Here is a 20162-nt window from a genome sequence, read left to right on the forward strand (position 1 = left end):
GCAAGCCTTACCGGCTCACCAAAGCCTGCAAATCGATCAGCCCGCGCAACAGCGACGTGCCGCCCGGCGACGCGATGTAGCGCGGCGTCCAGTTCGGGCGGAACTTCTCCTTGTACGCGCGCAGGCCGGCAAACCCGTAGAAGCGCTCGCCGTGGCGGAACAGGAACGCCGCCACCTTCGACCAGGTCGGCGACAGCCGCCGCGCCTCGATCCCCGACAGCGGCGCCATCCCGAGCGAGAAATTGCGATAGCCGTGTTCGTGCCCCCACAGCATCAGCCGCGTGAACAGGAAGTCCATGCCCCCCTGCGGCATCGATTCGGCGTGGCGCATCAGGTCGACCGACAGTTCCTGGCCGTTCGGGGTCGCCCAGATATTGGCGAAGGCGACGATGCGTCCCTCGATCCGCACCACCGCGCAGTCGAACTTCGCCATGTATTTGGGCTCGAACCGGCCGACGCTGAAGCTCTTCTCGGCGTGATCCTTGTCGGCGAGCCACCAGTCGGAGATCGCCTGGAGTTCGGGGATGATCGCCGACATCGCGCCGGCCGGCACGACCGCGAACTCCGCGCCCGCCCGCTCGGCGACACGGCTGGCCTTCCGCACGCTCCGCATCTCGGGCGTCTCGAGCGTGAAGCCGTCCAGTTCGACAGTCGCCTCCTCGCCGTATTTGACGAGCTTCAGACCCATCTCGATCGCGATCGGGACGATGCGCAGGCCGATCTGGTACAGCAGCAACCGTCCCTGCGCGGCGTCGGCGCGGGCGCGGATCGCCCATAACAGCTCCGACCATGCCTCGCTCGGCCCGACCGGATCGCCGAGCACGATCCAGCTCGCGCCCTTGACCTGGTACATCAGGAACGCGTCGCCGCTGTCCGAGACCAGGAACCGCTTGTCGCCGGTGAAGGCGAGCATCGCGTCGGTGCGGTCGGCATGCGCGAGCGCGGCGGTTGCGACGTCGTCGGGCAGCATGTCGTGGACCATCGGCACCGGTGCCGCGGCGAACAGTCGCCAGATCGCCGCACCGATCAGCAATAGCCCGACCGCTAGGCTGGTGCGCAGGAAGCGCGAGGCGTTGGCGTTGGTCTCGAACTGCCACCACAGGTCGCTCGAATAGCCGACGCGACGATAGGCGAAGAAGCCGATCAACACCGACAACCCAATTGCGGCGCCGACGCCGACCAGCCATTCGGGCGACAATGGCTCCGCGGTCAGCCGCGTCCGCCGGTAAAACGCCGCGCGCGTCCATTGCAGCGCGGCGGCGGTCAGCAGGAGGATCGTGGCCTCCTCGTAGTCGAGGCCCTTGGCGATCGACAGCAGCGCGCCTGCGACGAGCAACGTCCGCGCGGCCCAGAACGCACCGTCGAGCCGCCGGTACAGGCCGAGCGCGACCAGCAGCAGCATCACACCGACGAGGCTCGCTGCGACATGCGCCATCTCGCTGATCGGCAGTGGGAGGATCGTTGCGAGTGTGTCCATGCGACCCGGCGCAGCGGGGAGCGCGCCCGATACGAGCAGCATAGCGCCGCTCAGGAACACTAGTACGCCCAGCAGCAAGGGGGCCAGCGGCAGCGCGATCGCCAGCGGATCGGTACCTCGCCCACGCCACTGGCGTCCCTCGTGGAACGCCATCAGTACCGCTGCCAGGATCAGCGGCGCGACGTAATAGATGATCCGGTAGGCGAGCAGCGCGGCGAGGACCGTCGCATTGTCCTGCGGCATCGTCGCGATGATCACCGCCTCGAACACGCCGAGCCCGCCTGGCACATGGCTGATCAACGCAACGACGATCGCCACGGCGTAACCCAAGAACAACACCGGATAGAGCTCGGGCGAGGCGTTCGGCAGCAGCACGAACAACGCCGCACTCGCCGCGGCCAGGTCGACCGTCGAGACCAGCAGTAGTGCAATCGCTTGCCGCCAGTTCGGCAGGGGCAGTCGCCAACCGAACAGCCCGATTGATCCGCCATGGCGGTGGCGCAGGACGATCCCCAGCATGACGAGCGGAATGACGATGCCGACGCTGCGCTCGAGCAAAGGCGGCATCGTCCACTTGACGATCGGCAGCGTCCCCGGATGGATCGCCATCGACAGGCACGCGACCGTGATCACCCCCGCCCAGAACGTCACGCCCGCGATCAGGACGACGCGCGCCACGGCGGCTTCGTCTAGCCCGGCGCGGCTATACACGCGGTATCGCGCCGACCCGCCGGTCAGCATGGCCAGCCCGAGATTGTGGCTGATCGTGTAGCTGGTGAACGACGCGACTGCAGCGGTCCGCCACGGCAGCGGATGGCCGATCACTTTCAGTGCAATCGAATCGTAGAAGGTCAACGCGATATAGCTGACGACGGTCAGCCCGATCGCCACCGAGAGCTGCGACCAGCCAAGCGCGGAAAACGCGGCGCGCACTTCGGATAGACGGATTTCGGCAGTCAGCTTGTGGATCGCAGCAAAGCCAAGCACCGCGACGATGAGCACCGCCAGCGCGATTAGCGTGCCCCGGCGATGCGCGATCCAGTCGCGGGTCCGGATGATCAACGGACGAGTCGTCATCGAGTCAACCGCGGTGCCAAGTCTGCGTCTTGCACAGGAACCCGCCGATCAGGCAGCCTTTCACGTCGATCGTATTCGCGTCGACCAGCGTCAGCGTCGACCCGAAGGTGCGGCCCATGTCGGGCACGAAGATCTGGCCCGACCATTTCCTGCGGCCGCTAGGGCGATATTCGCGAAGCAAGGCGGTGCCGATCAGTTTCGGCGTGCCGCCATCGCGTGCGTCGGCCTGCGCCTCGTCGCTGGCGCGCACCACCCAGCCGCACAGCCTATCCCCGCAGGCGCCGGTCTTCACGGCCACGCTGTTCTTCGGATTGTGCCAGATGCCTTCCACGGGGGAAGCAGGGGCCGGGCTGCCCACGGCCATCGCGAGCGCCATCATCACAGGAATCATCGGTCGATCCTCAATCCGCGAAAACGAACCGCGCCAGCACCTCGTAGAGCGCATCGGCGTCGCGGTGAAGCGGGTGTCCGCCCGGCAACGCGATCCGCGTCGCATTGGCCTGGGTCAGCAACGGGCACAGGCTGCCCACTTCCTCCACGCCCTGCACGCATAGCAAAGGTGCCCAGGTCAGCTGGCGCGCGGTCGGCATCGCGTCGACGGTCGGGGTCCAGAGATCGAAGACCTCGCTCGGTGACGCACGGAACTGGACGTTGTCCTCGGGCACGATCAGCGCGACCTTGGCGATCTTCGCGCGGACTTCGGGGGCAAGGTCGACCAGCCCGACATGTAGCATGTCCGCGCCGAAAGATTGGCCGATCAGGACCACCCGGTCGGTATGGCCGAGACGCAATGCGCGCTGTTCGGCGCGCGCGATCAGCGTCGTTATGTCCGCCGGTGTTCGCGTCGTACGTAGATAGGTCAGCGTGTTGACCGCGACCACCGGCACGCCGTCCGCCGCCAACCGCCGTGCGATCTGCGGCGCCATGCCGATCTTGTAGCCGAGATCGCCGGTGAGAAGGACGACGGCGAACGGCTGCTGCGGCTTGGTCGGGTAGACATCGGTGAACAACGGGCCACCGAAATAGCCGAGCCAGCCCATGAAGCCTGCCGCGGCGATGGCGGCAATGAGCAGCGCCAGCAGGGATCGGTAGAGCCACGTCATCCGCAACCGATTGCACCGGGGCGGGTGATCGGCACGTGGAGCGATAGTGAAGTTTTCTTCACGCACTGCTCCCCTCCCTGAAAGGAAGGGGCTGGGGGTGGGTTGGCGCGCTCGTGCCGTAACGGTCTGATATGCGGAAACCGACCCACCCCCGACCCCTCCCTTCCAGGGAGGGGGGGAGAACCGTCTCGCCCCTCAAACCGGATCGTGCGCCAACCGCTCATGGTGACGGATCACCTCGTCGATGATGAAGCGCAGGAATTTTTCCGAAAACTCAGGGTCGAGCTGCGCTTCCGCCGCCAGATGCCGCAATCGGGCGATCTGCCGCTCCTCGCGGCCTGGATCCGCGGGGGGCAGGCCGTGCGTCGCCTTGTGCCGGCCGACCGCCTGCGTGACCTTGAAGCGCTCGGCGAGCATGTGGATCAGCGCCGCATCGATATTGTCGATGCTCTGGCGGTATCCGTTGAGCAGGTCGTCAGCCATCCACGCACCCCTTTCGTTGGTTCGGCGCGCCTTTTGCGGGCGCGGATCGCGAACGGCAAGAGGCGGCAAGGGTTGCTTTGCAGGGGCATAGGCGTCAGAGGCTCGGGAAGATGAGCGCCACCGTCCACCGCCTCGACACCCTTGGTCCCACGCCCGAGTCACAGCCGTCGCTGGACCCGATGGTCAAACTCGTCTCCGGCGACATGGACCAGGTCAATGCGGTGATCCGCGGCCGGATGGAGTCGGAAATCCCGCTGATCCCCGAACTCGCCGGTCACCTGATCGCGGGTGGCGGCAAGCGGATGCGGCCGATGCTGACGCTCGCGAGCGCGCAACTGATCGGTTATTCTGGCACGCAGCACCACCTGCTTGCAGCCGCAGTCGAGTTCATTCACACCGCGACGCTGCTCCACGACGACGTCGTCGACGGCTCGGACCTGCGCCGGGGAAAACGCACCGCAAACATCATCTGGGGCAATCCCGCCAGCGTGCTGGTCGGCGATTTCCTGTTCAGCCGCAGCTTCGAGCTGATGGTCGAGGCCGGCAGCCTGAAGGCGTTGAAGATCCTGTCGTCGACCAGTGCGGTTATCGCCGAGGGCGAGGTCAACCAGCTCACCGCTGCGCGTCGCGTCGATCTTGGCGAGGAGCGCTATCTCGATATCATCGGCGCGAAGACCGCGGCGTTGTTCGCGGCTGCGTGCCGGATTTCGGCGGTCGTCGCCGATCGTCCCGAGGCCGAGGAGGCTGCGCTCGACGCCTATGGCCGCAATCTCGGCATCGCGTTCCAGTTGGTCGACGATGCGATCGATTACGTCTCGGACGCCGACACGATGGGCAAGGATGCGGGCGACGACTTCCGTGAGGGCAAGATGACGCTTCCCGTGATCCTCGCCTATGCGCGTGGCTCGGACGAGGACCGTGCGTTCTGGAAGGATGCGGTCGAAGGTCGCCGTGACAGCGAGGCCGATCTGCAACACGCGATCCGCCTGATCCGCTCGACCCGCGCGATCGACGACACGTTCGCGCGCGCCCGGCATTACGGCCAGCGCGCGATCGACTCGATCGCCGGCTTTCCTAACGGCGCCCCCAAGGACGCGATGATCGAAGCCGTCGAGTTCGCGGTCGCCCGCGCATACTGATCGCGTTAGCGGATCGGTGATCCGGCATTCGGCAGCGTCGCCTCGCCGACCGGCGTCGATTTGCCGAACAAGGCGCGGTCGGCGGGGCCGAACGCGTATTTCCACAGGATGTAGAGATAGGTGGCCGCGATCGCGGGTTCGCCGATCGCCAGCTCGACCCATTCGTAACGCTTGGGTAGCGCGGTGAAGCCTGCGCCCACCACGATCGCGGCTAGCGCGGCCCAAACTAGTGGCCAGCGCCACGGCGATACGCTGGTCCCGAGCAGATGGCCGAGCAGCTTCGATTTGATGATCGAGGTCAGACCTACCGACAGCATCAGCGCGATCGCCGGGCCTGCGGCCTGGTAGTTGACGGGGTAGCCCAGCGCCCGGATCGTGAAGATCAGCGCGAAGCTGAGGCCGACCTGGAATGCGAGCATTGCCGCGGAGATCATCAAATTGCGGTGGCGGGCGATGTAGACGAGCGCGGATTCGCTGACCGCGCCGGTCGAGGCGAGCACCTCGGCGGTCAGCAGGAACGCGAGCGCGGCGGTGCCGGCGACGAACTGCGGACCGACCACGCCCATCACCGCTTCGCCGGGGATCGAACCCATCAGCGCGAGCCCGCCTTGCGCGGCCATGATCCAGAATGCGACCTGTCGCACCTGGTTGGCGATCGCGGCGCGGTCGTTGATCGCCAGGCTGTGGGTGATGACGGGGCCGAGGATCGGATCGAAGCTGGTCTTGAGCTTCTGCGGCAAGCTCGCGACCTGTTGCGCCATGTAATAGATGCCGACGATTTTCGGCTCGAACATCACGCCGAGGATGAAGCGGTCGACGTTGCGGCTGCCCCATTCGAGGATGTCGGCGCCCGCGAGCGGCACGTTGGCGCGGGCGAGCGCGTAGAGCGGGCGGAGCTGCGGTTTCCAGCCGCGCGGCACGCCGTAGCTGCGCAGGAACGGCACGAGGCTGGCGATCAGTGCCGCGGTCATCGACGCAACGTAGCTGAGAACTAGGCCGTCGCGGATCGTGAAATACGAGAACGCCCAGGCGGCGATCGAGATCGTCCACGGCTCAACCACCGCGCGCGCGGTCACCGCGGCCTTGACGTTGAGACGGTACGCGAGCGCGGCGAGGCTGACGTCGGACCAGGCGATCGCGACGATGATCAGCGGCAGGAACCGGTCGAGCCCGGTGATCGCGCTGTTCGGATACATGATCTGCGGGAAGGTGCAGAGCACGGCACTGGCGATGAGCGATGCGACGAACGCCACAGCCATGGCGTCCCACACGACGTTGGCGTGCGGGCGGTCGGCGCTGCTGAGCGCTTGGGCGAGGCCGCGCTTGAGGCCGAGCGTGGCGAGGAGCGCGGCGAGTTCGACGACCACGACGGCGATCGCGAACCGGCCGACGAGGTCAGGGCCGTAGATGCGGCCGGCGATGAACAGGAACGGGATACGCGCGGCGAGGCGGAGGACGAAGCCGGCGATGTTGGTCCGACCACCCTTGGCGAGCGTGTCGATGTCCTGCGTGGCCGCGGTCACTTTTCTCCCCTCCCTGGAAGGGAGGCATAGGGGGTGGGTTGGCCCGTGAGGTTCGGTTGCGCCTGCCTCAAGCCGACCCACCCCCGGCCCCTCCCTTCCAGGGAGGGGGGAAGGTTTTCGGACACCATCTGGTTCAATGTGCTGCGCCCCAGCTGAGGCCGGTACCGATTTCGATGCCCAGCGGCACGTCTAGCGTAACTGCGGGGAGTGCCGCATTGGCCATGACCTGCTCGATCACCGGCTTGGCCGCTTCGACGTCACCCTCCGGCAGTTCGAACACGAGTTCGTCGTGGACCTGGAGCAGCATGCGGACGTTCGACAGACCCGCTTCGAGTAACGCCGGCCCCATGCGAACCATCGCGCGCTTGATGATGTCGGCGCTCGTCCCCTGGATCGGCGCGTTGATCGCCGCGCGCTCGGCGCCCTGCCGCTCGTGCTGGATCTTCGAACGGATGCGGGGGAAGTGCGTTTTGCGCCCGAACAGCGTGGTGGTGAAGCCGCTCGCGCGAACGCTTTCCGTGGTCTCGACGATGTAGTTGGAGATACCGGGGAAGCGGTCGAAATAGCGGTCGATCATCGCCTGCGCTTCGTCCGCCGACACGTCCAACCGCCCTGCGAGACCCCAGCGCGAGATGCCGTAGAGGATCGCGAAGTTGATCGTCTTCGCACGGCCGCGGGTGTCGCGGTTGACCTCGCCGAACAGTTCCTGCGCGGTGAGGCTGTGGATGTCGTCGCCGTTCGCGAACGCGGCTTTCAGCGCGGGGACGTTCGCCATGTGCGCGGCCAGCCGCAGCTCGATCTGCGAGTAATCGGCGGCGAGGATGACGTTGCCGGGCTCGGCCACGAACGCGTCGCGGATCTGGCGGCCGATCTCGGTGCGGATCGGGATGTTCTGGAGGTTGGGGTCGGTCGACGACAGGCGGCCGGTCTGCGCACCGGTGAGGCTGTACGACGTGTGGACGCGACCCGTTGCCGGGTTGATCTGTGCCTGCAACGCGTCGGTGTAGGTCGATTTCAGCTTCGACAACTGGCGCCAGTCGAGCACTTTTCGCGCGATCACCGCGCCGGGCGAATCCTTGTCCGCGGCGATCCGCTCGAGTTCGTTGACGTCGGTCGAATAGACGCCGGACTTGCCTTTGCGGCCGCCCTTGATGCCCATCTTCTCGAACAACACGTCGCCCAGTTGCTTGGGGCTGCCGATCGTGAACGGCGCGCCTGCTAGCGCGTGGATTTCGGTTTCGAGGCTCGCCATCTGGCCTGCGAACTCGGTCGAGAGCTTCGACAGTTTGGCCGCGTCGACCTTGATTCCGTGCATCTCCATCTGGGCGATGACGGGGACGAGCGGGCGGTCGACCATCTCGTACACGCGGGTCGAGCCTTCCGCGGGCAGGCGGCGCTTGAAGCGGCGCCATAGCCGGAGCGTCACGTCGGCGTCCTCGGCGGCGTAACGCGTGGCGGCCTTGAGGTCGATTTCGTTGAAGGTTCGCTGCGTCTTGCCCGTGCCGACTACGTCCTTGAACGCGATGCAGGTGTGCGAGAGGTGCGTGGCGGCGAGTTCGTCCATGCCGTGGCCGTGCAGGCCGGCGTCGAGATCGAAGCTCATCACGATCGTGTCGTCGAACGGCGCGATCTGCACGCCGCCGGTCGAGGCGTAGGCGCGACCCAGAACGATCATGTCGTATTTGAGGTTGTGACCGATCTTCAGGACGCTTGGATCCTCCAGCAACGGCTTCAACTTGGCGAGCACGAGTGCGCGATCGAGCTGGACCGGGTTTTCCGCGAGCAAGTCCGTGCCGCCATGTGCGATAGGTACGTAGCAGGCGAGGTTCGGATGCAGCGCCATGCTCACGCCGACCAGATCCGCGCGCGTCGCGTCGATGCCGGTGGTCTCGGTGTCGATCGCGATCCAGCCCTGGTGCTTGGCGACGGTGATCCAGCCATCGAGCGCGGCTTCGTCGACGACGGTTTCATAGTCGTCGTGCTTGCATGGCTCGTCTTCATCAAGATCGGCGGTGCTCGTGGGCGCCTCGACGGGGGCCTCGGCGACCGCAGAGAGCTTGGCGATCAGCGACTTGAAGCCGTGATGCTCCAGGAATGCGCGCAAGGGGGCGTCGGGGATTCCCTTGAGTTCGAGGTCTTCCAGTGGCTCGGGCAGCGCGACGTCGCATTTCAGCGTGACGAGCACCTTCGAAAGGCGCGCCATCTCGGCATGCTCGATCAGATTGTCGCGGAGCTTGCCCTTCTTCATGCCGTCGGCGGCGGCGAGCACGGATTCGAGATCGCCGTGTTCGAGGATCAGCTTCGCCGCGGTCTTGGGGCCGACGCCGGGGACGCCGGGGACGTTGTCGACGCTGTCGCCCATCAGCGCGAGCACGTCGCCGAGCTGCGCGGGCGAGACGCCGTGGAATTTCTCCGCGACATGCTCCGCGCCGAGCCGGCGGTTGTTCATCGTGTCGTACATGTCGAGCCCAGGCTCAATCAGCTGCATCAGGTCCTTGTCAGAACTGACGATCGTGACTTCCCAGCCTTGAGCGAGCGCGGCTTTCGAGTAGCAGGCGATGATGTCATCCGCTTCGAGTCCCTCGGTCTCGATGCAGGGCAGCGAGAAGGCGCGCGTGGCGTCGCGGATCATCGGGAACTGGGGTACGAGGTCCTCCGGCGGCGGGGGACGCTGTGCCTTGTACTTGTCATAGAGATCGTTGCGGAAGGTCTTGGACGACTTGTCGAGGATGACTGCCATGTGGGTCGGGCCGTCGGCGGCGTGGACCTCGTCGGCGAGCTTCCACAGCATCGTTGTGTAGCCGTACACCGCGCCGACCGGCTCGCCATGCTTGTTGGTGAGTGGCGGCAGCCGGTGATAGGCGCGGAAGATATAGCCGGAGCCGTCGACGAGATAGAGATGGGGCATCGCGCGCGGTCTAGCGGATGCGGGGGCTCGCACCAATGGGCGAAGCGTGGTTGTTGGGTATCAGGTGGGGAGAAAAGCGGTGGGGGATTGGGGGGCTTTACCGGTCTCGTGCGGAACACCACCCCGGCGAAGGCCGGGGCCCAACTGGAAAGGTGGTCGTAACGGCGCGCTGCGCTTCGTTATTGCTGTCCCCCCAATTGGGCCCCGGCCTTCGCCGGGGTGGAGAAGGGAGGCGGGGGTAGGGGGTATACCGCGAAACTTGCCCGCCACTCCCATTCAAGCTGTTCTCCCGCGAAGGCGGGAGTCCAGGAGTCACGGGCGGTAACGTGTTTGGCTTGGGCCCCCGCTTCCGCGGGGGAACGAGAAGGGCCTACTTCTTGATCAGCCCGATCTCGACCAGCCGCTCGTACAGATAGTCATGCGCGGTGATCGGGTTCGGATAGCGGTTCGCGTTGTCCGGCGTGATCGTGCCCGGTAGCGTTTCGATCAGGAAATCGGGCGCGGGATGGAGGAAGAACGGCATCGAATAGCGCGAGTGACCGCGGCGCTCGGGGGGCGGGTTGACGACGCGGTGCGTGGTCGAGGGGAGCACGTTGTTGGTCAGCCGCTGGAGCATGTCGCCGACGTTGACGACCATCGCGCCCTCGGGCGGCTTGATCGACAGCCAGCGGCCATTGGCGCGGTCGAGCAGTTCGAGGCCTGCCTCCTCGGCGCCGAGCAGCAGTGTGATGAGGTTGATGTCCTCATGCGCGCCGGCGCGGACGCCCTCGGCATCCGCGGGAATCGCCGGGTAATGCAGCAGGCGAAGGATGCTGTTGCCGTCCTTCACCGCCGGATCGAACCAGTCGGGCTTGAGCTTCAGGTGGCGCGCGATCGCCGAGAGGAGCTTGTCGCCGGCGCGGTCGAACGCTGCGAAGAGTTCGAGGAAGACCGGCTTGAAGCCCTCGGGCCGCGTCGGCCAGACGTTCGGCGCCATCGTGTCCGCATAGCGATGACCCTCGGGCAGCTCGCGACCGACGTGCCAGAATTCCTTGAGGTCGACGACCTTGGCGTCCTTGGCGATCTCGGTCTTGAACGGCGTGTAGCCGCGCGCGCCGCCGCCGCCGGGGATGTGATAGCCGCGCTTCTCGTCCTCGGGGAGGTCGAACAGGAGCTTGGTCTCGGCCCAGGCGCGCTCGATCAGGTCGGCGGGAATGCCGTGATCGGCGACGATCGCAAAGCCGTACCGCTCGAACGATTCGCCGAACGCGGCGGCGAAACCGTCGGGGTCGGAATCCTGCGTGGCGAGGCTGAGCGTCGGGACCTGGGCGGCGGGGGTATCGAGCATGGGGTGCGTGTCCGGTTTGGGGGATGCCCGATATAGGCGATCGGGGGTGGCGTGCCAAATGTCTGGGTTAGGGTTGGTTTGGATTTTGAAACTGTAACGATCCTCCCCTTGGCGGGGGACGATCGTAGACTAGCCGCTGATGACGATCGTGCCGGTCGCCTTGTCCTTGCCGTCGGGCGCGAGTTCGAGGCGGAAGGGTTTGTTCTCGTCCGTGGTGCCGATCAGGTTCGCGCCTTCGGGATGGACCTGGTAGCCGACCTTGCCGAGCCGCTGTGCGAACCAGTCGCGGACGATAGTGGGTGTTGCCGGGCTGGCGAAGGCGACGCGCAACCCGCCGGCCTTGTCGTCGCCGACGATGTTGAGCGTCTTGATCGACGACCCCGGATACAGGCGCACGCCGTTGAGATCGAAATTGCCGGTATCGATCTTGATCTTCGGCAGCTTCACCGAGCCCTGGAAGCCGGGGACGTCGATCTTCATCTCGCCGGTCTCACCGTTGATCGCGCCCAGCACGTTGCCGCCATCGGCGTTGATCGAGACCGACGCGCCCTCGTTCGAGCGATCGCAAGCGGACAGGGCGAGCACGCTGGTAATTCCGACAGCAGCGAGAAAGAGCGGACGGATCATAACTGTCTCCGAAGTGTGTTGTTCTGACAATACAGATAGGCGGTAGCATCGCATCGTGCAATCGGCGGGGACTCCGCCGGTTAGCGGGTTCCGCGCGACCGCCCGAGCGGGTACAGGGCCACGCATCATGCAGACCCAGGATCCCCAATCCGACGCGCCAGCGATGCGCGGCGCGCCGATCGGCTTCGTCGAGTTCGTCGCGCTCGTCGCCTCGCTGATGTCGCTGACCGCGCTCGGGATAGACTCGATGCTCCCTGCGCTACCGGCGATCGGCAACTCGCTCGGTGTCGCGACCGAGAACGGCCGGCAGTTTGTCGTCACCGCGTTCGTGATCGGGTTCGGCGTCGCGCAGCTCGTTCACGGGCCGCTCGCGGATCGGTTTGGGCGGCGGACGGTGCTGCTCTGGTCGCTCGTGCTCTATATCATCGCCAACGTCGCCTGCGCTACCGCGGGGAGCTTCACTTTGTTGCTGGCCTCGCGCGCGTTTGGCGGCGCGGTGATCGCTGCGGCGCGAGTGGCGACGATCGCTTTGGTCCGCGATTGCTATCACGGGCGGGCAATGGCGCGGGTCATGTCGATCGCGTTCATGGTGTTCATGATCGTGCCCATTCTCGCGCCGACGTTCGGCTGGGCGGTGCTCCAGTTCGGCGACTGGCGCGCGATCTTCTGGACGGTCGCGGTGCTGACGCTGGGGGTGCTGGTCTGGTTCTACCTGCGGATGCCCGAGACGCTGGCGCCCGAGAACGTCCTGCCGATCACGCCGGGGCGGATCCTCAGCGACTGGCGGCAGACGCTCGGCGATCGCAATTCGCTCGGCTACACGCTCGCGTCGACCGCGCTGCTCGGATCGTTGTATGGCTATCTCAATTCGATCCAGCAGATCATGGCGGACGTGTTCCACAAGCCGTCGCTGCTCGCGCTGATCTTTGCCACCACGTCGGTGACGATGGCGATCTGCAATCTGCTCAACTCGCGGATCGTGATGCGGCTGGGGACGCGGTTGATTAGCCACGGCGCGCTGTCGGTGCTGATCCTGGTGTCGCTGGTCCACCTGTTCGCGATCGAGATCGGCTTCGAGACGTTGGTCAGCTTCGCGGTCTTCCAGGCGCTGACGCTCGGGTGTTTCGGGCTGGCGACGTCGAACTTCTCGGCGATGGCGATGGAGAATATGGGGCGGATCGCGGGTACCGCGTCGAGCGTGCAGGGGTTCCTTAGCGTTACAATCGGTGCGGTGTTCGGCGCATTGATCGGGCAGGCCTTCAACGGCACCACCGTGCCGCTGGTCGGCGGTTTCCTGCTCGCAGGGCTCGCTGCACTCCTGTCGATCCTGGTGACCGAACGCGGGCGGCTGTTCCGGCCCGCTTCAACCGCGCCCGTCCGCGCTTGAAGGAACCACCGCGCACGTCCACCGTTCGCATCTGGTAGGCCTGCATGATGCAGGCATCCTGACACGAGGGAGTGTGACCATGGGCGGACATCAGGTGCCGAGTGCCGGATCGGGCGACGACGGCTACGACGAAGAGGGCTATGACGAGAGCCAGCGCGCCGAAATCCTCGAGGCCACGCGCAATGGGCCGAGCGACGGCATTATCCTGACCGACCTCGAACCCGATCTGGGCGAAGACGACACCGACGATGAGTCGATCGACGAGACCAAGATGGACTCCGAAGAGGTCGGCGAGACGGACTCGTCGGTGACGATGGACGAGGCCGACATGGACGAGGACGACGTCCAGGACGAACTCGACGACGACACGATCGACGACGACGAAGACCTGAAGGACGCCGACGACGTCGCGCTGAAGCCCTGAACTATCCGCGGCGCGCCTGTACCGGGCGCGTCGCTCTCAGCCGGCCGCGTTCGCGATGATCGCGAGATCGTCCGCGTTGAACGCGGCGCCGGCGGCGTCGGTCGGTTGTTCCACCGTGTTACCCGAAGTCGCGTTTGTTGGGGCCGGTTCCGGTGCGTCGCTGGCGACGTCATAGGCCGTCCACACGATCCCCGCGGACCAGAAGAGCGCCGCCCAGCGGCTTCGGAACAGGCGTGAAAACCCCATCGATGCTGCATCGCACACTGGTTGTCACCAGAGGGTAAACAGACGGTGTTAACACCGGCCGCGGCTGCTTTTTGCCACTTTTCCGCTGTATTTCTGCCTAGTCCGCCCCGCCCCAGCCATGGTTCGTTCATTCAAATGACAGGAACCGTTGCTGTAACGCAACACAGGCGAACAGTTCCCTGGCAGTTCCCTGAATGTGACGTTTTTCGTGCAACCATGTGCTCGCCGACCGGTTTGGCTTGCCTGGACCGAACCGACGCACCGTGCAGTCGGCGATCCACGCAACAACACGGTATAAGGTCAAACTCATGCGTAAGCTTTCCCTGGCAATCGCCCTCGCCGCCGCAACGGTCGCAGTTCCCGCTTTCGCGCAGGACATGTCGGCACCGGCACCCGTCGACAACAGCGCACAGCCCGGCGAAGCAGCAGCGCCCGACGGTTCGAAGGCATTCGGCATCGAGCCGTACTTCGGCGTGATGGGCGGCTGGGAGCAGTTCGACAACGAGCGCGGCCACGGCATTCCGCAGGCGATCAACGCTGACGGTTCGACCCGTCGCAGCTACAAGCCATCGGGCTCGCTGGTCCAGGGCGTGCTCGGCGTGAACGTGCCGCTCGGCCCGGTCTTCGTCGGCGCAGAAGGCAACGTGATCAAGGGCATCGATGGCAACATCGATTGGGAATACGGCGCAGCAGGCCGCTTCGGCTTCCGCGCTGGCGACAGCGGCCTGATCTACGGCAAGGTCGGCTACCAGTGGGTCAACTTCGACCATTTCTCGGGTCGTTCGAACGTCGTCGCAGACACCGGTCGTGACTACAGCGCGATCACCTACGGCATCGGCGCAGAAGTCGGTCCGCAGAACATCGGCCTGAAGGGCATCACCGGCAACGCAGGCTTCCGCATCCGCGCCGAGGTCAACACCTTCGGCGACGCGCAGAGCTTCCGTCCGATGCTCGGTATCATCACGCACTTCTAAGCCTTTGCCTCGCAAGAGGTTCAAGCTGGACGCGTAACGGGGGCGGGGAGTGGCTAGGGCCATTTCCCGCCCTTCGTGCGTCTGGAATCGCTGGCTTTTCGGGCTGAAATCGAGCGGTTCGAACGCTTGCCATCGCGGTGTCGCCGATGCCCGGATTGCGCGGAAGTGCACAAAGTTCACACGCTGGCGCGGTTGTGCACATCGCGCGACAGCGTCGTGATCGGTCGTCCGGATGCGGATGAATGCCATGCTCACGCCCCATCTGATCACGGCTCGGCGATGTAGGACAGCGGCATCGCTCGTGCCCGCGGCGCGTTCCTGGGATTCTGGACGCCACCATGAAGTTGCTCCGGCACGATGCGGATGGAGCGACGCGCACCGGCTATAGTACCGGAGATGTGCATCCGGTCGATGTTCACGATGCGTTCGCCTTATTTCCGACTCCGCCCGTCGCAACCTTCGCCACCGCGAGGTGACATCGTCGCGCGTGCGCGTACGCGCGAGGGACGATGGAGTATGTGTTTGATTTCATGCGGTTGCTAAGTGGCGATCGCGCTGGCGCCACGCGCCGCGGTGGATCCGGTCGACGCCCGGCGCCCGGAGTCCTGCTGCAACTCCGCCTGGTATTCTACGGCGTGCTGCTCGGGCTGATGGTGCCGGTGATCCGCCAGATCGACTGGGCGGCTCTGGTGCCGCCGGGCTTGAAGGTCGAATGGCCCAGCGGGTTCGGCATCGCCTGGCCCGCCGGTCATCTGCGTGTGCCGGGCGGCTGGAGCAAGGCTGCAGACGCTGCCGCGGCGGACGCGTCGACCTCCGCAAACGCTGCCGCCGCCGCCGCTTCCACCACCACCGGGGCACTGGCCACCGCGGCAGGCGTCGTGAGTGCGGCATCGACCGCCGCTGCCGCCGCCTCCGCCGCCTCCGCGCTGTCGGGGGGCAAGGCGGTATCCGCGCGATTCACGATATGCGGCCATGCCAAGCGGATCGACTGCATGGTCGACGGCGATACCTTCTGGATGGCGGGCACCAAGATCCGCATCGCCGACATCGACACGCCCGAAACCCATCCGCCCCGTTGCGCTTCCGAAGCCCGCGCCGGCAAGGCCGCCACGCTCAAGATGCAGGCGCTGCTCAACGCCGGCCCCTTCACGCTGGTCCCGATCAAGCGCGACGTCGATCGCTATGGCCGCAAACTGCGTATCGTCGAGCGTGACGGGAAATCGCTCGGCGAGGCGCTGGTACGGACCGGGCTCGCGCGGCGTTATGGTGGGGGCAAGCGCGCGCCCTGGTGTCGAACCGGCTGGTTCTGACGGGACGGCACAGCGTCCTCCCGGCGATCACCCGCGTTTCGGTTACCGACCTCGCCTTCCGGGAAGGGCGGTTTCGATATCTCCGTCCATCACCGTGCGGACGGCCGATCTAGTCGAAGTGTTTGCGCTCGATCGTGAGCCGCGTGTCCTGGCAGAACCCGCAATCCTTGCCGACAAAGCGCGCGGCGGCAGTCCGGTCGTTCTTCAGCCGCCAATCCAGCCACGCGGTCACGACTTCCGCCGCGATACCGCCATGCGGCTGCATGTAGGTGCCGCCATGACCCACCGGTATGTTGACCAGCGCCGCGGGGATCTGGTCGATCCGCTGGAAATCGTCGGTGCCGTTCGCGACCGCGATGTCGGTCGGGCCGCCCAGGACGTAGAGGATCGAACCGTGCAGCGTCCTCAACAGCGCCTTGTCGGACACCACGCCGCCGATCGGATTCGCGCCGTCTGGGAAGAAGCCGCTGTTCATGATCACCGCGGTCGTCACGCGCGGGTCCTGCGCCGCCGATAATGCCTGCAAGCCGCCGCAACTCCAGCCGGACGCCGCGATCTCGGTGGTGGCGATCCTGCCCTTGAACGGACTGCCGGCGCGGGCATTCTCCCGCTGCGCCCAGTCGATCGCGTCGGTCATTGCGCGTGTCGACGTTGCCGAGGTCAGCTTCGTGCCGGGCGCTGGGGCGGGGCTCGTCGCGGCGTCGGACTTCGGCTTGGGGATCGTGCCCGAGGCGATGACGAGATAGCCGTGCGAGGCGATCTCCAACAGGTGGTTGCGCGAACTCGTACCGTCCGCGCTGCAGCCGCCATTGCCGAAGACGTAGATACCGAGCTTGGCCCGACCCAGCGCACCAAGATTCGCCGGGCGGTAGACGACATGGTCGGGCAGGTCCGGTCGTTCCTCGAAGATCGCAGGGTACGTGCCCGACCCCCGTTCCAGTGCCGCTGGTTGCGCCACCGCGCCGTCAGCGGTGCGCGCGATCGCGGGCGAACCCAGCATGATGCCGGCAATCAGAAGGGCGAGAGCGCGCATGCTGGATCTCCGTATGGGTAGGCGTGGGGCGTCAGAACGAGAAGCGGACGCCGACACGGTAGATGCGCCCGACGATGTCGTACAACGCCGGGTTGGCGCTTTGCGGCGAGGCGGCCGGGTCGTGATCGAAGACGTTGTCGACCTTGAAATACCCGGACACCTGTTTGGTGATGGTATACGTTCCACCGACGTCGAGATAGAAGGCGCCGGGCATGAAGTTGCGGTCGATCGTCGGCGCGGTCGTGGTCGATTTGGGGCAGGTTCCGGGCGCGCAGACGACGTACTGGTTGCCGTAATTGCCGTCGCTGAACCAGCGTTCCTGCACCGTCAGGCTGAAGCGGTCGTTGCTGAACGCTTGTACCGCGAGCAGCTTCCAGCGCGGGGTGGCGCCGAGGTTGACGCCGGCGCCATCGGTGGGAATCGTCCCCGGCAACCCGGTATCCGTGACGAACTTCCGGATGTGCGTCGCCAGGCCGCGTAGCGTGAACGTCCCGTCCACACCGAGCGGGCGCCGCCACCGATAGCTTGCCTCGATATCGAAGCCGTCGGTCTTGATCGACGCGAGGTTGAACGCCTGCGTATTGATAAAATTGGGACCGGCGGTGTTGTTGAGATTATACGCGCTGCACGTTTCGGGCAGGATGTTGCGGAAGCACAGGTCGACGATCTGCGCCGCGCCAAGGCTGGAGATCACGTCGGTGACCTTGATGTTATAGTAATCGACCGAAGCGCTGAACCCCGGCAGCCAGGACGGATTGGCGTAGACTGCACCGACCTCAGTATTGCGCGCGATCTCGGGGGTGAGTGCCGGGTTGCCGATCGCGTTCTGGATCGCCACGACGTTGACGTTGCGCGCGGGGTCGAGGAAGTTGGGCAGCGTGGTCGTCACCGGTGCGGCGAACAGCTCGGACAGATTGGGTGCGCGAACATCGCGCGAGGTGACGCCGCGCAGGCGAAGTCCGTTGAGCGGCGTGTCCCATGTCCCGCCGATCTTCCACGTCCAGACTCGGCCGGACGTGCTGTAGTCGGTGATGCGGGCCGCGCCGTTGATGTTGGCCCTGCCCATCATGTCCGACTTGAAGAGTGGGACGTCGAGCTCGAGGAACGCTTCCTTGACGTCGTAGGCGCCGGTGCCGTTCTTGTAGTTGCCGGCATACCAGTTGTTGCCCGCGGTTAGCAGGGTCGGGTCGGCGGGGTATTCGCTGGTATAGGGACTGAGCGCGGAGACGCCGGCGCCGTACGCATCGGCGCGGACCTTGTAGAATTCCTTGCGATATTCGCCGCCGAACGCAACCGACAGAGGGCCCGCCCAGAGCTCGACGGGGGTGCCGGAGAAGGCGAGGCTCGCGACGTCCTGCGTCAAGTGGAGGCGCTGGATCGGGCCGTTCTCTGGCTGGACATACCGGCGCGCCGACTCGGATGGTGTCGCGCCGCCGATGATGTTGAGCGGGATACAGCCATTGGCGCGCGCGACTGGGTTGGCGCAGACGATCGCGCCGTTGAGCGTGATCGCCTGGATCGCCTGGTTGAAATGCGGCGTGAGGACGATGTCGTCGACGTCGATTGCGGTATCGGTGATGCCGCGCTCGTAATAGGCGTCATAGGTCCAGGGCGAGCCACCGATATCGAACTTGCCCTTCAGGCCGCCGACGACACGGTATTGGCGGCGGTCGGTATGAACGATCGTGTTCGGCAGGATCGCGACGCTGGCGCCGAACTGGAAGTCCGTGATCCCCGCGGTCGCGCACGCCGCCTGGATCGACGCCGGGACGAACGGGTTGGCGCACTGGAGCCTCAGGCCGGGTCGGTTGGCGCCGTTGGTCGGCTGGTTATGCGTTTTCACCTGGCCGACATTGACGCTGACATAGACTTCGTTGTCGGTCGCGAAATCATAGCCGATCCGCCCATAGCTATCGAGGCGCTGGATCGCCGACTGCAAGGTGCGGCCGGTATCAATGTTCCCCGACAGGTCGCCGCCGACGCAGAAGCCGGGCAGGCAGCCCCTGACTGCGCCGGAATTGTCACGTGCGGGCACGCCATTCGAGCCATATTGGAACTGGAAGGGGCGGCCGCTCTGGTCGAACGCGGTGCCCTGCAGCGGACCGGCGGTGATGAGGCCGTATTTGGTGAAGTTATACGGCTGGGCGAAATCGCGCAGGACATATTGCGGCGATCCGTCGTCGACGACGTTGCGGTTGATCATCGTCGTCTGCGTGAACCAGTCGCGACCACCGGCGAGGTCGGTGCCGAAATCGCCGGGGCCGACGCCTGCTTCCTTGGCATATTCGCCGCTGACGACGAGGTGGAGCCGATCGTTCAGGTAGCTTCGTCCCGCGGCAAGCTGCACCAGGCCCTGGCCGTCGTCGCCATAATTGGTGATGCCGCCCTGGATGTTGCCTTTGAAGCCTGTGAAATGCGTATCAGTGATGAAGTTGACGACGCCGCCGACCGCGTCCGATCCATAGGATGCGGACGCGCCGCCGTTGACGATGTCGACTCGCTTGATCAGCAATTGCGGGAGCAGGCTGACGTCGGTGACGCCGGTATAATAGGCGCCGACGACGCGCTGGCCGTCGACCAGGGTGAGCGTGCGGATCGTGCCCAGGCCGCGGAGCGAGAACGAACTCAGGCCCTGCTGGCCGCTCGACGTGCTGAACGTGTTGGTCGTCGAGCCGCTCGATCCCTGCAACGACGGCAGCTGCGCGATCGTCGTGAAGACGTTGGGCTGCGCGTTGTTCTGGATGTCGGCTTCGCTGATGACCGTGGTCGGCGTCGGGGCGGTAAAGCCGCTCGACTGGATCCGCGAGCCGGTGACGATGATGTCGGCAGTTCTGACGGCCTCGGGGTCGGCGGGCTTGGGCGTCTCGGCGACCGGCTCTGGGGCGGCGACGGTGTCGGTGGTTTGCGCTGGGGCGGCCTGTGCGAAAGACGGCGCTGCGTATAGCGAGAGGATGAGCGCGGCGATGCTGCTCGATCCGGCGATGAGGGTGCGCCGTTGCCGTGTAGTCGGACTGGAAACGGTAGAAACCGATCGTGCCGCTGCTGTTAAACGCGATGTCTCTTGCGCCCAAACGCTGGCGCGGACGTGAGCCGACAGAGTCGTGATTCTGGAAACCATTGCATC

17 protein-coding genes are annotated in these 20162 nt (G+C 65.7%); 5 read left to right on the top strand and 12 right to left on the bottom strand.

The annotated features are described in order from the left end of the window. Positions 1-7 precede the first annotated feature (7 nt). The 4 genes from mprF to ASE82_RS16465 form a co-directional block, all read right to left on the bottom strand. The gene (mprF, locus tag ASE82_RS16450) at positions 8-2554 is read right to left on the bottom strand and encodes a bifunctional lysylphosphatidylglycerol flippase/synthetase MprF (protein ID WP_082441630.1); all 2547 of its coding nucleotides are present in this window, start codon (positions 2552-2554) and stop codon (positions 8-10) included. Between the two features lie 4 nt (positions 2555-2558). Then, on the bottom strand, positions 2559-2945 hold the full coding sequence (locus ASE82_RS16455) for a DUF2147 domain-containing protein (RefSeq protein ID WP_056065752.1): 387 nt from the start codon (positions 2943-2945) through the stop codon (positions 2559-2561). A gap of 10 nt (positions 2946-2955) precedes the next feature. Beyond that, positions 2956-3657 carry an AcvB/VirJ family lysyl-phosphatidylglycerol hydrolase gene (locus tag ASE82_RS16460; protein ID WP_056065754.1) on the bottom strand — a complete coding sequence of 234 codons (702 nt, stop codon included), beginning with the start codon at positions 3655-3657 and terminating at the stop codon, positions 2956-2958. Positions 3658-3852: 195 nt separating this feature from the next. After that, positions 3853-4140: a chorismate mutase gene (locus ASE82_RS16465; protein ID WP_056065758.1), complete on the bottom strand. Its 288-nt coding sequence runs from the start codon at positions 4138-4140 to the stop codon at positions 3853-3855. A gap of 110 nt (positions 4141-4250) precedes the next feature. Here ASE82_RS16465 and ASE82_RS16470 point away from each other — a divergent pair, with 110 nt between their 5' ends. Further along, on the top strand, positions 4251-5279 hold the full coding sequence (locus tag ASE82_RS16470; RefSeq protein WP_056065761.1) for a polyprenyl synthetase family protein: 1029 nt from the start codon (positions 4251-4253) through the stop codon (positions 5277-5279). A gap of 5 nt (positions 5280-5284) precedes the next feature. Here ASE82_RS16470 and ASE82_RS16475 read toward each other — a convergent pair whose 3' ends face one another. From ASE82_RS16475 to ASE82_RS16490, 4 genes are all read right to left on the bottom strand, one after another. Then, complete coding sequence (locus ASE82_RS16475; RefSeq protein WP_056065764.1) at positions 5285-6802, bottom strand: lipopolysaccharide biosynthesis protein; 1518 nt, start codon at positions 6800-6802, stop codon at positions 5285-5287. 133 nt (positions 6803-6935) lie between these two features. Next, positions 6936-9710 carry a DNA polymerase I gene (polA, locus tag ASE82_RS16480; protein WP_056065767.1) on the bottom strand — a complete coding sequence of 925 codons (2775 nt, stop codon included), beginning with the start codon at positions 9708-9710 and terminating at the stop codon, positions 6936-6938. Positions 9711-10080: 370 nt separating this feature from the next. Next, complete coding sequence (locus ASE82_RS16485) at positions 10081-11037, bottom strand: isopenicillin N synthase family dioxygenase (RefSeq protein ID WP_056065770.1); 957 nt, start codon at positions 11035-11037, stop codon at positions 10081-10083. Between the two features lie 129 nt (positions 11038-11166). Beyond that, a complete protein-coding gene (locus tag ASE82_RS16490) occupies positions 11167-11664 on the bottom strand; it encodes a hypothetical protein (protein WP_056065773.1) in 498 nt (165 codons plus the stop codon). 127 nt (positions 11665-11791) lie between these two features. Between ASE82_RS16490 and ASE82_RS16495 the strand changes: the two genes are divergently transcribed. Both ASE82_RS16495 and ASE82_RS16500 read left to right on the top strand, forming a co-directional pair. Beyond that, positions 11792-13051 (top strand): multidrug effflux MFS transporter, encoded by a 1260-nt coding sequence (locus ASE82_RS16495; protein ID WP_056065776.1) that lies wholly within the window; start codon positions 11792-11794, stop codon positions 13049-13051. 79 nt (positions 13052-13130) lie between these two features. Beyond that, positions 13131-13475 (top strand): hypothetical protein, encoded by a 345-nt coding sequence (locus ASE82_RS16500; RefSeq protein WP_056065779.1) that lies wholly within the window; start codon positions 13131-13133, stop codon positions 13473-13475. Between the two features lie 36 nt (positions 13476-13511). Here ASE82_RS16500 and ASE82_RS16505 read toward each other — a convergent pair whose 3' ends face one another. After that, positions 13512-13721, bottom strand: a complete 210-nt coding sequence (locus ASE82_RS16505) for a hypothetical protein (RefSeq protein ID WP_056065786.1) — start codon at positions 13719-13721, stop codon at positions 13512-13514. A gap of 308 nt (positions 13722-14029) precedes the next feature. Here ASE82_RS16505 and ASE82_RS16510 point away from each other — a divergent pair, with 308 nt between their 5' ends. Then, positions 14030-14695, top strand: a complete 666-nt coding sequence (locus ASE82_RS16510; protein ID WP_056065788.1) for an outer membrane protein — start codon at positions 14030-14032, stop codon at positions 14693-14695. 266 nt (positions 14696-14961) lie between these two features. Here the strand turns inward: ASE82_RS16510 and ASE82_RS19575 are convergent, their stop codons facing one another. Further along, a complete protein-coding gene (locus ASE82_RS19575; protein WP_156348938.1) occupies positions 14962-15114 on the bottom strand; it encodes a hypothetical protein in 153 nt (50 codons plus the stop codon). A 99-nt stretch (positions 15115-15213) separates the two neighbouring features. Between ASE82_RS19575 and ASE82_RS20180 the strand changes: the two genes are divergently transcribed. Then, entirely contained in the window at positions 15214-16005 is a 792-nt protein-coding gene (locus ASE82_RS20180) for a thermonuclease family protein (protein ID WP_235524767.1), read from the top strand. A gap of 109 nt (positions 16006-16114) precedes the next feature. Here the strand turns inward: ASE82_RS20180 and ASE82_RS16520 are convergent, their stop codons facing one another. Together ASE82_RS16520 and ASE82_RS16525 are read right to left on the bottom strand one after the other, a co-directional pair. Next, a complete protein-coding gene (locus tag ASE82_RS16520; protein ID WP_235524768.1) occupies positions 16115-17038 on the bottom strand; it encodes a hypothetical protein in 924 nt (307 codons plus the stop codon). A gap of 31 nt (positions 17039-17069) precedes the next feature. Continuing rightward, positions 17070-20156 (bottom strand): TonB-dependent receptor plug domain-containing protein, encoded by a 3087-nt coding sequence (locus ASE82_RS16525; RefSeq protein WP_082441631.1) that lies wholly within the window; start codon positions 20154-20156, stop codon positions 17070-17072. Between the last annotated feature and the right edge of the window lie 6 nt (positions 20157-20162).

The sequence above is a fragment of the Sphingomonas sp. Leaf230 genome, assembly GCF_001421745.1.
Taxonomy (GTDB): domain Bacteria; phylum Pseudomonadota; class Alphaproteobacteria; order Sphingomonadales; family Sphingomonadaceae; genus Sphingomonas.